Genomic DNA, 14,862 nt, shown 5'->3' with positions numbered 1-14,862 from the left:
GGATGCACGACATGACTATCAACGGGGGTTTTTCCGCGCGGAATGGCAGCCGGTTTTCGCGGTTGCTGGCGGCGGGCGGCATCGCGGGCCTCGCCATGAGCCTTGCGCCCGGCGCTGCCTTTGCCGCCAGTGGTGACACCGCGCCAAAAGCACCTCTGGTGTCCGACGCATCCTTGCAGACAATGTGCGATGCCACCGCCGCCAGTGCGGTCGCCGCCAAATTGACCAGCACGGCCGTCACGCTCGGTGCGGTGCAAACCACCAACTTCGGCAGCGCGACTCATTTCGTCGCGGCCAAGGGCACGGTCCCCGCCTTCTGCCAGGTGTCGGGCAATTTCGTGACCAATGCCAAGACCGGCAAGACAGCCGGTTTCCTCGCCAGCTTCCCCACCAACTGGAACGGCAAATATCTCCAGCTCGGGTGCAGCGGCCATTGCGGCCAATTCTATGTCAGCAATCCCGCCATGCCGTCGGTCATCGTCACCGCGCAGGGCTATCCCGGCCAGCTCCTCGAAAAAGGCTATGCCATCTTTGCCACCAACGAGGGGCATACCGGCATGGGCAGCGCGGACTGGGCCGTAAAGAAGGACGGGTCGGTCGATCAGGATGCGATCGACGATTTCCTCTATCGCGCCGACGTCGTGCTGGCGGACATGGGCAAGGAGTTCACCACCGCCTTCTACGCCAGCGCCAAGGGTGCCCCGCGCGGCATCGCCCGCTCCTATTTCAACGGCTGTTCGGGCGGCGGTCGCGACGCGATGGTCGCGGTGTCCTATTTCCCGGAGAAGTTCGACGGCATCATCGCAGGGTCGCCCTATGATCCCGTGGGCATGGGCATCCACACGACGGGCGTTGACCTGCGCCTGTCCCAGTCGCCCGCCAACCGCCTGTCCGCATCGCTCTATGGCCTGCTCGACACGATCGTCAAAAAGCAGTGCGACGGCCTCGACGGGGTCAAGGACGGCATCATCCAGAACCCTGCCGCCTGCAACTTCCGCCCGGATCGCGACCTGCCGGTCTGCACCGGCGATACGCCCGGCGACACGTGCTTCACCAAGGCGCAGGTGGAGACGGTGAGCACGCTGGTGACCGCCACGACTGATGAGCAGGGCAATGTCATCCAGCCCGGTTACTCGATCAGCGAACTGCAATATCCGCTGGGGATCGGCACGCTGGGCGCGGACCTGCAAAAGATATTCGTGCACAAGAACGACCCGGCGTTCTCCGTCGCCGCCAACTACAGCTTCAAGGCGGGTGGACCGGGGCCGGTCAACGCCTTCCGCGTCGTCTTCTCCGCCGCCGAAGTGGCGAAGGTCAAGGAGGAGATCCGGCTCGGCGCGGGCCATCTCATGGAGAATTCCGCGCGCCTGATGAACGGCAAGACCAAGCTGATGATCTGGCATAATTTCAGCGACGAGAAGCTGACGCCGCTCAGTTCGATCAACTATTACAAGAAGCTGGCGAAGAAGCATGGCGGCTATGCCAAGGTGCAGGAGAAGGCGCGGCTGTTCCTGCTGCCCGGCACCGCCCATTGCAGCATCACCGGCATCGGTCCCAACGCCTTCGACGCGATGGGCACGATGGAAAACTGGGTGGAGAAGGGCAAGGCGCCGGACGCGATCCGCCTGAGCGTCGCCGCGCATGAATTCTCCCCCGGCGCGAAGCCGGCCCCGGCGCTGCAATTCCCCAACTGGACCTCGACCATGTGCAAGTTCCCGGAAATGGCGAACTACAGCGGCAAGGGCGACGTGAAGGATGCGGCCAACTGGAGCTGCTCGGCCAAGGACAAGCGCCTGCTTCAGGTCGGCGAAACCGGACGTCAGGCGGGCCTGGTCGACTAGTGTGACCCCGCCTCGCCCTTAAGCTGTCATCGCTGCCAGCGCCCTGTCGTGATTGTGACCGGGCGCTGGTAGCCTATTTCATTCGATCTTTCAGGAACAGGCACGATCATGCCCAGCATCGCAACGCCCCCCGCCGTCACCGTCCGCATTGCGCAGATGGATGCGCTCTATTCCGCGCCCGATGCCTGCGCCGCGCAATTGCTGTGCGACAGCCGGGACGCTGGCAGGCTCGCCTATCGGGTGATCGCCGCCGACCTGTCCGTGCGGGACATAAGCTATGGCGAGTTGCGCACGGAATCGGAGCGTTTTGCCGCCGTCCTGCAATCGCTGGGCGTCCGGCCGGGCGACCGGGTGGCGACATTGATGGGCAAGAGCCGCAACTATCTCGTCACGCTGATGGGCATATGGCGGCTGGGCGCGGTGCATGTGCCGCTGTTCACCGCCTTTGCGCCGCCCGCCATCGCCTATCGCCTGACCGGCAGCGGTGCGAAGCTGGTGGTGTGCGATCCCGGCCAGCAGCCCAAGCTGGCGGCGGGCGAGGGGATGCCGGCGGATGCGCCGTGGCAGGTCATCACGACCGGCGCGGCGGCGGAGGGTGCGCTGGCCTTCGACGCGCTGATGGCGACGGCGCAGCCGGGCATTGCGGCCGCCGTCATGGGCGGCGATGCGCCGTTCATCCACATCTACACATCCGGCACCACGGGCAATCCCAAGGGGGTGGTGGTGCCGCTGCGCGCGCTCGCGGCCTTCCATTCCTACGCCGAGTTCGGCCATGGGCTGCGGCCGCAGGATGATATATTCTGGTGCGCGGCCGATCCGGGCTGGGCCTATGGATTGTATTTCGGCGTGCTGTCCACCTTCCTCACCGCGACCCGCAGCATCCTGTTCGAGGGTGGTTTTTCCGCCGAGAAGACGATGACGATATTGGCGCGGGAGGGCGTGACCAACTTCGCCGCCGCGCCCACCGTCTATCGTTCGCTGCGCAGCGACGGGGTCGCGCCGCCATCCCCGCTCAGCCTGCGCGCCGCGTCCAGCGCGGGCGAGCCGCTGACCCCCGACGTCAATATCTGGGCGGAGCGGGCGCTGGGTGTCACGGTCCATGACCATTATGGCCAGACCGAAGCGGGTATGTTGATCAACAATCACCATAATCCCGCCGTCGCGCGCCCGGTCGAGGCCGGGTCGATGGGGCAGGCGATGCCCGGCTGGACCGCAACGGTTCTGGACGAGCGGGAGGACCGGGAGGTCGGCGCCAATGAAGTCGGCCGCGTCGCGATGGTCATGGCGGACAGCCCGCTGGCCTTTTTCCGTGGCTATGACGGCGATCCCGCCAAGACCGCTGGCAAATTCTCCGCCGATGGTCGCTATTATCTGACCGGTGACACCGGGCGCGTGGATGAGGAGGGCTATTTCCACTTCTCCTCGCGTGATGACGATGTGATCCTGATGGCCGGATACCGCATCGGCCCGTTCGAGGTGGAATCCGCCATGGTCACCCACCCCGCCGTGGCGGAGGCCGCGGTCATCGCGGTGCCCGACGAGGTGCGCGGTGAGGTGATCGAGGCGTTTGTGGTGCTGACCGCAGGCCATGCCGCCTCGCCCGAACTGGAACGGGAGATACAACAGTGGGTCAAGACCCGCTACGCCGCCCATGCCTATCCACGCGCGGTGCATTTCACCGACAGCCTGCCCAAGACGCCCAGCGGCAAGGTGCAGCGGTTCGTGCTGAAGGCGCAGCGGCTGGAGGCTCTCGCGGCGGCGACGCAGGGGGCATGACCATGACGCTCTCCGTGATCGAGGCCGTGACCGGGCGGCGGTCGGTCCGCCGCTTCCTGCCGACGCCGGTGGGGGAGGATGTGGTGCGGGCCATATTGGCGGCGGCCTCTCGCGCGCCATCGGGCACCAATATCCAGCCCTGGCTGGTCCATGTCGTGACTGGCGCGGCGCAGGCCCGGCTGTCCGCCGCCGCCCGCGCCGCCGCCGATGCCGGGCAGGGCAGCCTGGAATATCCCTATCTGCCGGAGAAGATGCCGGAACCCTATCTGTCGCGGCGGCGCAAGGTCGGCTTCGACCTTTATGCGCTGTACGGCATCGACCGGCAGGACATGCCCGCGCGCCACCAGGCGATGCTGCGCAATTATGATTTTTTCGGCGCGCCGGTCGGCCTGTTCTTCACCATGGACCGCGCCATGGCTCTCGGTGCGTGGCTCGATTGCGGCATGTTCATGCAGAATGTCATGACCGTGGCGCGCGGCCATGGGCTGGAAACCTGTCCGCAGCAGGCGTGGTGCGACATTGGCGCGGTCGTCCATGACCAACTGGGCATCCCCGACGATCATATCCTGCTGTCCGGCATGGCGCTGGGCCATATCGACCCCTCGGCGCCCGAAAACGGGCTGGTCAGCGAGCGGGTGGGCGTGGACGACTTCACGACATGGCATGGCTGAGGCGAGTTGAAGCGGGTTGAGACGGCGTATGGCGCGCCTTGCCCAAACGAAGAATGACAGGTTGACACGGAGAGATGATGTGAGCGGTAATTTCACCTTGGCGCGCGTGACGCGGCGTCTGGCGCTGGCGACGGCGATGGTTACCCTGGGGCTTCAGCCATGGTCGGTGTCCGCGCAGGGTGGCGCGTCCGATGCGGACCGGCCGGAACCCGGCCTGCAAGGGCAGACGATGCCGGGCGAGGCGGGCCAGATACAGGCGCAATCCTATCGCAAGGGCGTGCAACTGGTCGGCCATGCGCCGCTGGGCGGCCGCGACTCCAACCTGCAACTCGCCTGGGTCGACCAGTGCGCCTATGTATCGAGCACCTCGCCCAATTTCCTGATGTGGGGCGCAAAGGCCCGCCCGGAGAGTTTCGGCGTGGCGGTGCTGGACGTCAGCAATCCCGCCGCTCCCAAACAGGTCGGGCTGCTGCGCGATCGCGGTTCGCTCTATGCATCGGAAACCCTGCACGCCGTCGCCGCACCGGGCCACAAGGTGCTGGCCGCCGGCTCCTATGGGGCAAAGGACGATGCCGCCTACACCGACATCTATGACGTGTCCGATTGCACCCGCCCCCGGCATATGGCCGAAATCAAATGGCCGGAAAGCGTCCATACGCTGACCCTGTCGGCGAACGGCAAGCATCTCTATGCCACCATCATCGCCCCCTTCACCGGCAAGGGCGGCATTGCGGTGATGGACATCAGCGACATGGCGCACCCCCGTTATGTCGGCAAGTTCGCGGCGACCCGCCCGGACGGCTCCAGTTTCGAGTTCGCGGCGCATGAAATCTCGATCAGCCCGGACGAGAAGCGCATCTATGCCGGGGTGATTTCCTCCATGGGCAACGACCTCAACAAAGGGGTCAAGATTTTCCCGCCGAACCGGGAGGGGCTCGGTCCCGATGCGGGCGGCGTCTATATCCTCGACAACAGCGATCTTGCGGCGGGCAGGTCCGATCCGAAAATGCGCCTGATCGGCACGGCGCAGCATGGCGGCTGGCATTCCGTCATGCGCGCCAATATCAAGGGCGTGCCCCATCTGGTGGGCGCTGGCGAGTTGCTGGCCTGCCCCGGTTCCTGGCCGAAAATCACCAATATCGCCGACGAACGAAAGCCCTTTGTCGATGGCGAGGTCAAGCTGGCGATGAACCATACCGAAAACTGCCCGGCGTGGAGTGCGACGGAAAAGGCCAGCACCGGCATTTCGCCGGATGCGGGCACCGCGACGCTCCATTTCAACGATGTGGACAGCGCGACCGACACGCGGCTGGGCCTGTTCAACTTCCTGTGGGCGGGCCTGCGCATCGTCGACATTCGCAGCCCGGCAAAGCCACAGGAGGTCGCCTATTTCAAGCCGGGTGACGGCTGTGGCGGCCATGTCCGCTATCTGCCGAAGACGGGCGACATCTGGCTGGCCTGCCAGGCCAGCGGCTTCTATGTCCTGCGGTTGAAGCCGGAGGTTCGCGCGGCGGTGGGCCTGCCCCGGCTGGGCGTCGCTCGCAAGGGGCGCTGAGACAGGGGGGTGGATGCGGGTGCCGGGTGCCGGGTGCCGGGTGGAGGGTGGATGCCCGCCCCCTGATGCGCCGATGGCATCGACCGCATCCACCCGCCGTTTCCCGCTTCATGGAAGACCAATAGCCACGCATCGCGATACACATGGGACAGCATTGGTCATACCATAGTGGCGTTGCGCACCTCTCGGCAGGTGGAATCCTGCCCTTCATCATGCCGAAAAACGGGGATTGTCGCTTATCGGGTGCGCGTCCCCATCGGGCCACTGTTGCGTTCATGCAACATCCGTAAAATCCTCTCCCCGGCATCTTTTCAAAAATATTAAAATGTATACGTATTTGGACAGTCCAATTTGGTCAGGCTAATTTAGCCGACATATCCCAAGGGGAGGTTTTCATGAACCGTCATTCGATCCTTGCGCTCGGCCTGAGCGTCTTCGCCATCGCCGCGCCCGCCTACGCGCAGACGCCGCAGCCGACCGGTCCGCAGGACAGCGCCGCATCCGACAATGACATCATCATCGTCGAAGCGCGCCGCCGCGACGAGACGCTTCAGGACGTGCCGCTGGTGGTCAACGCCGTGACTGCGCAGACCATCGAGAAGCTCAATATCCGTAATTTCCAGGACATCACCAATGTCGTCCCCGGCCTGACGCTGTCCGCAAACCCCAATGGAATCGGCTCCAGCTCGTCGTTGCGCGGCGTCAATCATGACGTGTTCGTCAGCGGTGAGAACGGAACCGTCCAATATTATCTGAACGACTCGCCGATCCAGTCGAGCCTGATTTTCCAGGCCATGTACGACATTGGCCAGATCGAGGTTCTGCGCGGACCGCAGGGCACGTTGCGCGGCCGCGCGACCCCGTCCGGCTCCATCACCATCGCCTCGCGCAAGCCCAACCTGCGCGAAGCGGGCGGCTATGTCATGGGCACGCTCGGCTCGGCGGCGACGACCAATTTCAATGCCGCGATCAACGTTCCGATCATCGAGGACAAGCTGGCCGTGCGCATCGCGGGCCTGCACGACTTCAATCGCGGCGATCGTGTATACAGTGTCAACAGCGGCATCGCGCCCAAGCGGGAGACGGAATCGCTCCGCGCCAGCGTCCGTTTCGAACCGGTCGACTTCCTGAAGCTGGGCTTCACCTACCAGACGTTGCAGGGCCGCGGCCTGGCTTTCGACCAGGCGCAATCCTATGCGCAGATCAACCCGTCGGCCGTCCCCTCCGCCAGTGCGCCCAACTATGGCACCATCTCGCCGTCGGACCGTCTGGCAACGGCGCGCACGCCGCGCGATTTCCAGCAGAAGTTCAAATATTACAACTGGAACGCCGAACTGGCGCTGGGCGGGCAGAGCCTGATCTATGTCGGTTCCGTCTCCAATTCCAAATTCCATGCGGTGACGCCGTCCGACCAGAATAACTTCTTCCCCAATGTGTCCGGTCTCCAGACCATCGACACGATCAGCGACACGACCACGCATGAGGTCCGCCTCCAGAACCAGACGCTGGTGCTCGGATTGTTCGACTATGTCGTCGGCTACTTCCACTCCGCCACCACCGGCGGCACCACGGGCACGATCGGCACCGTCGTTCCGTTGGGCGGCAGCGCGTCGTTCCTCAACATCTCCCGGCTGGGCAATGGCGGCAACGGGCGGTTGACCGAGGAATCCTTCTTCGGCAACGCTACCCTGCACCTGGGCGAGAAGACGGAAATTTCGGGCGGCGTCCGCCGTATCCAGACCGTCAACCGCGACGCGGGGCTGGTGTTCAACGGCACGCTGCGCAGCGAGGCGCTCAACAACTATGACATCACCCACACCATTTACAGCGCGTCGATCCGCCATCGCTTCACCGACAGCCTGATGGTCTATGCGGCGACCGGCAGCAGCTGGCGTCCCGGTGTGGTCGCGTCGGGCGATTTCAACGCCGCCACCTATACGCCGATCGAGGTCGCGCATGTCCGCCTCGCGCCCGAAACCTCCAAATCCTATGAGATCGGCGTGAAGTCGGACTGGTTCAATCGCAAGCTGACGCTGAACCTGACCTATTATCATCAGGATTTCAAAAACTACCCGTTCCGCGCGTCCGGTGCCGGTATCCCCTATGTGAACTATCAGACGGTGGCGGGTATCGGCACCATTCCGACCGTCGGCCAGTTCAACTTCGTCAGCGCGGTCCCGGTGAAGGTCGATGGCGTCGAGGCGGAAATCGGCTTCAACCCGACCCGTCGCCTCAGCATCGGCAGCACGATCAACTACGCCAAGAGCAAGATCGGCAATGCCCTGCTGGCCTGCGCCGACGCGCTCAACAATGCGACGGGCGCGGTCGGGTCCGACGGCATCCCCGATGCGGTGATCCCGACGGTGGGCCAGATGCTGGCGGCCTATGGCAGCGAACATCTCGCCCAATGCCCTGGCGGCGGCCAGCGGTCCTCCTTCCAGCCGGACTGGAGCGGGTCGGTGCGGGCGGACTATAACCACCCGCTGACCGGCGAACTGGACGGCTTCGTGCGCGGCCTGTTCGCGTGGAAGGGCAAGTCCTTCACCGATCCCAACAACCGCTTCGACGATGTCGGCGCCTATGGCCTGCTGAACCTCTACGCCGGCCTGCGCGCCAACGATGGCGGGTGGGAGATTTCGGCCTATGCCAAGAACGTCACCAACATCACGAAAACGGTGTCGGTCGAGGCATCGCCGTACCAGTTGTCCGGCGTCGCGACGGTCATCGGTCGCTATTCCGGCGTGACGGTCACCCCGCCGCGGGAGTTCGGCGTCACCGCGCGCTTCGCCATCGGGTCGCGCTGACCGAAGCCATGCGCCCGGCCACCCCTTGCGGTGGCCGGGCGTGCCGCTTCCGCCTCAGAAGCGAAAGCTGACCCACCCCGCCAGGAAATCCGAACTGCGATAGCCCGCATCGGTCAACGCAGGCCCGGCGGCCAGATGCTCATAGCGCCCCGTCAGCGACACGCGCGGGCTGATCGCCCAGACCAGCTGGAGCCGGGTGACATCGGCGATCTTGCGCGCCCGCCCGTTCTGCGTTCCCGCAAACGGCTGGCCATTGGCGCGATAGACGGCGTCATACACGCTGTCGCGCCACGCCATCAGATATTCCGCGCTCAACCGCGCTTTGCGAAAGGGCGAAACGCTGATGTTCGGCGCAATGGCGACGAGGTTGGAGGGCGTCAGCGACAACTGATAGCTGAAATAGATATTGTTGCCGAACGGCGCATAGCTGTCGCGCAGCTTGCCGTCGCCATAGCCGCCCCCGCCACTGGCATAGTCGAGATGCACGCCGATGCGCGGCGCGTCCTTGCCCTTGCCGATGCGATAGGTCTGGGCGATGAACGCCTGCCAGGCGTCGATGCTCTGGTCCAGATACTGGCCATATTGATGGTTCACCGACCAGTCGATGTTCAGCGGCCCCGCATCGCCCCACAATCGCGCGCCCGCATAATAGCGGGTCGCCGGGCCGATCCGCCCACCCCATGCGCCCACATTGTTGCGCCGCCGCCAGAAGAAGGGATCGACATAGAGCTTCGATCCGCCCAGCCAAGTATTGGGCAGGGCAAAGCCCATGGTGATGCCCGAAAAGCGCCGGGCCGGGTCGGAAATATCATCCTCCGCGCCCAGGTCGCCATAGGCGGTCGGCTTGAAATCGAACAGGTCGGCCCGCACCCGCGCGCCGCGCGCCCAGACGCGCAGGCCATTCAGCGTGTAGCGGATGGTGTTATTGTCCCGCTGCGACACCAGCAGGTTCGGCCCGTCGGTGAATTCCTGACGGCCATAGCGCGCGCCGATGGCGATCCCGCCAATCTCCTCATTCGCCTCGACAAAGGCTTGCTGGAGGACGAGGTCGTTGCGCAGGGTCGCCGCCGGGACGCCCAGGTTCAGGCCGGAAATGCTGCCATGCGCCAATTCGCCATAGACGCGCAGATGCGGGCCGACATGCAGGTCCGCCCCCGCCACGATGCGGGTGATGTCCTGCCGCTGCGCCGGGGTTTCGCGCAGGTTGGGATTGGTCGTCTCGTTGACGCGCAGCCGCAGTTCGCCGGACAGGGTGAGGTACACGTCCCCCTCCGCCGCGATGGGCAGATATTTGAGGCGGTCGAGCGGATCGTCCCGCTTGGCCGGGTCGCGCATGGCCCGCCAATCCTCCGCCCAGCGCGACAGCGTATAGCCGTTGACGGTAGTGACATCGCCATTGGCGGCGGCCGGATAGGCGGTGGCGGCCGGTGCCTGAACGGGTGCCTGAACTGGCGCCTGAACGGGTGTTGCGGCGGGTGTCTCGGCGCTGGCGGACCCCTGAGCCGCTGCCGTCAGCAGGCCGAGCGAGGTCGTGGCGGCCCGGAGCCGCGGGAGCAAAGTCGTCATCGGGCAATCCTTCAAGCTATGCGGGTGCACTCACTCGGCGGCGACGGCATCGGCGGGCAGATCCTCGACACGGGGCAGGGTTCCGGCGAGAGCTGCGTCGAACTGTTCCTTGTCCAGCGCATTTTCCCAGCGGGAGACGACCACGGTCGCGACGGCATTGCCGATGAAGTTGGTCAGGCTGCGGCACTCCGACATGAACCGGTCGATGCCCAGGATCAGCGCCATGCCCGCCACCGGCACCGACGGCACGATGGACAGGGTGGCGGCCAGCGTGATGAAGCCCGCGCCGGTCACGCCCGCCGCGCCCTTGGACGACAGCATGGCGACGCTCAGCAGCAGCAGTTGCTGGCCGATGGTCAGGTCCACATTGCACGCCTGCGCGATGAACAGCGCGGCCAGCGTCATGTAGATGTTGGTGCCGTCGAGGTTGAAGCTGTATCCGGTGGGCACGACCAGACCGACGATGGTCTTGGGACAGCCCGCCCGCTCCATCTTCTCGATCAGTGCGGGTAGCGCGCTTTCGGAGGAGGAGGTGCCCAGCACCAGCAGCAGCTCGCCCTTCAGATAGGCGATCAGGCGGAAGATGGAGAAGCCGCACAGTTTCGCCACCACGCCCAGCACGACCGTCACGAACAGGAAGGCGGTGAAATAGAAGGTCGCGACCAGCGCCAGCAGGTTGGACAGGCTGCCGATGCCATATTTGCCGATGGTAAAGGCCATGGCCCCGAACGCGCCGATCGGCGCGGCCTTCATGACGATGGACACCAGCTTGAAGAAGGCGATGGACACGTCGTTGAGCAGGTCCAGCACCCGCGTGCCCCGGTCGCCGATCATCGACAGCGCGATGCCGAACAGGATGGAGACGAGCAGCACCTGAAGGATATTGCCCTCCGTCATCGACGACAGGAATGTGTCGGGGAATATCGACATCAGGAAGCCGGTCAGCGTGCTTTCATGCGCTTTTTCCGCGAACTCGGCGACCTTGCTGGCGTCGAGGCTGGCCGGGTCGATGTTCAGGCCCCCGCCCGGCTGCACCACATTGGCGACGATCATGCCGACGATCAGCGCCAGCGTGGAGAAGAAGAGGAAATAGGTGAAGGCCTTGGCCGCGACCCGGCCGACGGACGCGAGGTCGCGCATCCCCGCGATGCCGGTGACGATGGTCAGGAAGATGACGGGCGCGATGACCATCTTCACCAGCTTGATGAAGGCGTCGCCCAGCGGTTTCAGCGCCTCGCCGGTCTGCGGTGCGAAATGGCCGATCAGGACGCCGGCGGTGATCGCGATCAGCACCTGGAGATAGAGATGCGAATACCAGCGTTTCGCTTGTGGCGCGCTGGTGGGCATGGCTGTCGTGTCAAACTGCATGATCGGCCTTTCATCCTCTGCCACGCGCCGCCCGCTTCGGGGGTGGGTCGTGTTCAGGCTGGAGGATGACGGCGGCCTGTTTGCGGGTGCAGGAAAAAATGATGCATAAAATACTCTGATATTACAGTTTGTTGACGAGTTTTGCGGTCCGATCCTGTGCCGATAATGGCCTATGCGGTTGGACGATGTGTCAAAAGTTGCACATCGGTGCGGGAGGGCGTATCCCGAAACACATGTTTCGGTTGGTCATCTTGTCATGGACCCTCGCCGCTCTCCTGCTCGGCGCACTGGCCGCGCTGCTCGCCGGACAGGTGATAGAACAGCGGGTCAGCGCCAGTTTCGCGGCCTCCACCGCCGCCGACGCCCGCTTGCGACAGGCGCTGCTCGCCAGCGAAATCGCCCGCTTCCGCCTCCTCCCCCTCGCCCTGACCGACGATCGGGACGTGGTCGCCGCGGTGGAGGGCGCGCCCGGCGCGGCGCACCGGCTGGATGCCAAGCTGGAGGGGCTGGCCGCGCGGGTTGGGGCGGCGGCCATCTATGTCGTCGGGCCGGACGGCCTCGCCATTGCCGCGAGCAACTGGCGCACCTCCGCCAGCTTCGTCGGCCAGCCCTATGGCTTTCGCCGCTACTATGCCGACGCGGTGCGATCCGGCGCGGGCGAGCAGTTCGCGCTGGGCACGATCAGCCACAAGCCCGGCCTGTATCTGGCGCGCAAGGGGCGGGGCGGCAGCGTCGTCGTGGTGAAGCTGGAATTCGACGGGGTCGAACGGCAATGGCGCGCAGCAGGCGGTATCACCTTCGTCAGCAATGCCGCGGGCGTGGTGGTGGTGGCGAGCAGGCCGGACTGGCGCTTCGCCACCATCGGCCCGATCCCGCCCGCCGCCGCTGCCGCCGCCCGCGTGGACATGGGTGTCGCCGCGCTCCGCTCTACCCCGTTTCGTCGGCTGGATGGCGGGCGGATGGAGTTGCCTGGATCGCGGGCGGGGCTGCTGCTGGCCACCACCGCGCCTGATGCGTCGGGCTGGCGGGTCAATCTCGCTCTGCCAGCGGGCACGGCGGTCGACTCCATCGTCCGCACGGCCCAGATCGCCATTGCACTGGCGACGCTCCTGATCGTGGGGCTCGCCGGTCTGTTGCGGGAACGGTCCCGGCGTCGGCGCGAGCGGACGAGCGCGCTGGAGGCGGCCGTTGCCGAACGCACTGCCAACCTCAGCCGCGAGATGGAGGAACGCGCCGCGGCGGAGGCCCGCGCCGCCGATCTGCGCGAGGGTCTGCGTCAGGCCAATCGCCTCGCGACACTGGGACAGGTGACGGCCAGCGTGGCGCATGAGACGGCGCAGCCCGTGGCGGCAATCCGCACCTACGCCGCCTCCGCCGAACAATTGCTGGACCGGGGCGAGGTGGAGGAAGTGCGCGGCAACCTTCGCGCCATCGCCCGGCTGACCGAGAGGATCGGAGCCGTTACCGCCGAGCTCAGGAGCTTTGCGCGCAAGGGCAGCGGCACCATCGGTGCGATCCCTCTTGTCGAGGTGATCGAAGGTGCTCTGCTGATCCTCAAGGAACCGCTGTCCCGCATCCGGCTGGAGATCCCGCCGCTGTCTCTCGATCTGTGCGTCATGGCCGGGCGGGTCCGTCTGGAGCAGGTGGTGGTTAACCTGCTCCAAAATGCTCTGGATGCGCTAGCGGATGGGCCGGACGCGCGCATCATCCTGTCGCTGGAGAGGGGCGAGGCGGAGGTGCGGCTGAGCATTGCGGACAATGGCCCCGGCATTTCGCCGGACGTCGCCGACCGCCTCTTCACGCCCTTCACCACCAGCCGGGAGACGGGGTTGGGACTGGGCCTTGTCATCGCGCAGGACATCATGACCGATATGGGCGGCACCCTGCGCCTCCTGCCGTCAGAGAAAGGGGCCTGTTTCGCAATGACCCTGAAGCGTGCGCTATGAGCGAGGGTGTCAGGCGCGTGGCGCTCGTCGAGGATGATGATGACCTGCGGGCCTCCACAGCGCAGTTGTTGACTCTTGCAGGCTTCACGGTTGACAGCTTTCCGGCGGCGGAGCCTGCGCTGGCGGCCATCGACGAAGACTATCCGGGCGTCGTCGTAACCGATGTTCGCATGCCCCACATCTCCGGCATAGAGTTGTTCCGCACGCTCCATGTGCGCGATGCCGAGCTTCCGGTGGTGCTGGTGACAGGGCATGGGGACGTGGCGATGGCGGTTGATGCGCTGAAGGCCGGTGCGTGGGATTTCATGGCCAAGCCTTTCGACCCGGAGATGCTGGTCGCCGCCGTGATGCGGGCATCGATGGCGCGGGCGCTGGCGCTGGACAATCGCCGGTTGCGGATGCTGGCGGACAGCGAGGAAGGAGCAGGGCTGGTCGGTCGATCCCCCGCGATCCGGCGTTTACGCGAGATGATCCCGATGCTGGCGGATGCAAACATCGACCTGTTTATCGAGGGAGAGAGCGGCACTGGCAAAGAATTGCTGGCCCGGCTGATCCATCGGGCGGGCAAACGGTCGCGGCATCGCTTCCTGCCGGTCGCGTGCGGCGCGGTGCCGGATGCGGTGATCGAGACGGGACTGTTTGCCAGCGTGGGGGAGGGCAGCATAGCCGGGGCGAGCCGGGGCACGCTGTTTCTGGACGACATGGATCAGGCGTCACGCGCATTGCAATCGCGGCTGGTGCCGTTGATCGAGCAGCGTGCGCTCCAGCCATCTGGGGGACGGGCTGCGATACCACTCGACCTGCGCGTGATCGCGGCGGCAGGCGACGCGGGAGAGGAGGGGCCGGGTAGCATATTGCCGGCCTTATTCTACCGGCTCGCCACCTTGCGCCTGCGGATGCCGCCGTTGCGGGAACGGCGGGAGGACGTGCCCCTGTTGTTCGTGCATCTGGCCGGAATTTCCGCTGCGCGCCTGCGCCGGGAGGTATCGCCGATCACGGCGGAAGTGCGCGATCGCCTCGCCACGCATGACTGGCCGGGCAATGTGCGGGAACTGGCGAATTTCGCGGACCGCTTCGTGCTGGGACTGGATGATCCGCTGGCCGGTCGAACTGAGGCAGAGGATGCGGCGGCCTCGTTGTCCGACCGGGTCGATGCCTTTGAACGCGATGCGATCGTCGGGGCGGTCATCGCCGCGCGCGGGGACATAGGTCGCGCCATCGAGAGTCTAGGCGTCCCGCGCAAGACCTTCTACTATAAGGTCAACAAGCATGGCATCGACTTGCGGTTGCTACGCGGTCGGTGAGCCATGTGAGGGCAACGGTTTAGGGTTTTCA

The 14,862-nt window shown here is 65.4% G+C and carries 9 protein-coding genes; 7 read left to right on the top strand and 2 right to left on the bottom strand.

Annotated features, from left to right (window positions below):
- Positions 1 to 11: 11 nt before the first annotated feature.
- The 5 genes from LWE61_RS07950 to LWE61_RS07930 all read left to right on the top strand — a co-directional run bounded on the left by LWE61_RS07950 (position 12) and on the right by LWE61_RS07930 (position 8,647).
- The gene (locus tag LWE61_RS07950; protein ID WP_234149524.1) at positions 12 to 1,841 is read left to right on the top strand and encodes a tannase/feruloyl esterase family alpha/beta hydrolase; all 1,830 of its coding nucleotides are present in this window, start codon (positions 12 to 14) and stop codon (positions 1,839 to 1,841) included.
- A gap of 108 nt (positions 1,842 to 1,949) precedes the next feature.
- Positions 1,950 to 3,617: an AMP-binding protein gene (locus LWE61_RS07945; RefSeq protein WP_234149523.1), complete on the top strand. Its 1,668-nt coding sequence runs from the start codon at positions 1,950 to 1,952 to the stop codon at positions 3,615 to 3,617.
- A gap of 2 nt (positions 3,618 to 3,619) precedes the next feature.
- Positions 3,620 to 4,288: a nitroreductase gene (locus LWE61_RS07940; RefSeq protein WP_234149522.1), complete on the top strand. Its 669-nt coding sequence runs from the start codon at positions 3,620 to 3,622 to the stop codon at positions 4,286 to 4,288.
- A gap of 79 nt (positions 4,289 to 4,367) precedes the next feature.
- On the top strand, positions 4,368 to 5,843 hold the full coding sequence (locus LWE61_RS07935; protein WP_234149521.1) for an LVIVD repeat-containing protein: 1,476 nt from the start codon (positions 4,368 to 4,370) through the stop codon (positions 5,841 to 5,843).
- Between the two features lie 395 nt (positions 5,844 to 6,238).
- Positions 6,239 to 8,647, top strand: a complete 2,409-nt coding sequence (locus LWE61_RS07930) for a TonB-dependent receptor (protein WP_234149520.1) — start codon at positions 6,239 to 6,241, stop codon at positions 8,645 to 8,647.
- Between the two features lie 54 nt (positions 8,648 to 8,701).
- Here LWE61_RS07930 and LWE61_RS07925 read toward each other — a convergent pair whose 3' ends face one another.
- Both LWE61_RS07925 and LWE61_RS07920 read right to left on the bottom strand, forming a co-directional pair.
- Entirely contained in the window at positions 8,702 to 10,213 is a 1,512-nt protein-coding gene (locus LWE61_RS07925; protein ID WP_234149519.1) for an alginate export family protein, read from the bottom strand.
- Between the two features lie 30 nt (positions 10,214 to 10,243).
- A complete protein-coding gene (locus LWE61_RS07920; RefSeq protein ID WP_326490621.1) occupies positions 10,244 to 11,581 on the bottom strand; it encodes a dicarboxylate/amino acid:cation symporter in 1,338 nt (445 codons plus the stop codon).
- Positions 11,582 to 11,814: 233 nt separating this feature from the next.
- Here LWE61_RS07920 and LWE61_RS07915 point away from each other — a divergent pair, with 233 nt between their 5' ends.
- Together LWE61_RS07915 and LWE61_RS07910 are read left to right on the top strand one after the other, a co-directional pair.
- Complete coding sequence (locus LWE61_RS07915) at positions 11,815 to 13,527, top strand: sensor histidine kinase (RefSeq protein WP_234149518.1); 1,713 nt, start codon at positions 11,815 to 11,817, stop codon at positions 13,525 to 13,527.
- The gene (locus LWE61_RS07910; RefSeq protein ID WP_234149517.1) at positions 13,524 to 14,831 is read left to right on the top strand and encodes a sigma-54-dependent transcriptional regulator; all 1,308 of its coding nucleotides are present in this window, start codon (positions 13,524 to 13,526) and stop codon (positions 14,829 to 14,831) included. The genes LWE61_RS07915 and LWE61_RS07910 overlap by 4 nt, the downstream gene beginning before the upstream one ends.
- Positions 14,832 to 14,862: the final 31 nt, after the last annotated feature.

The organism is Sphingobium sufflavum (assembly GCF_021403115.1).
GTDB lineage: Bacteria > Pseudomonadota > Alphaproteobacteria > Sphingomonadales > Sphingomonadaceae > Sphingobium > Sphingobium sufflavum.
The sequence above is the reverse complement of the archived record's forward strand: the minus strand, read 5'-3'. Positions and strand labels throughout refer to the sequence as shown.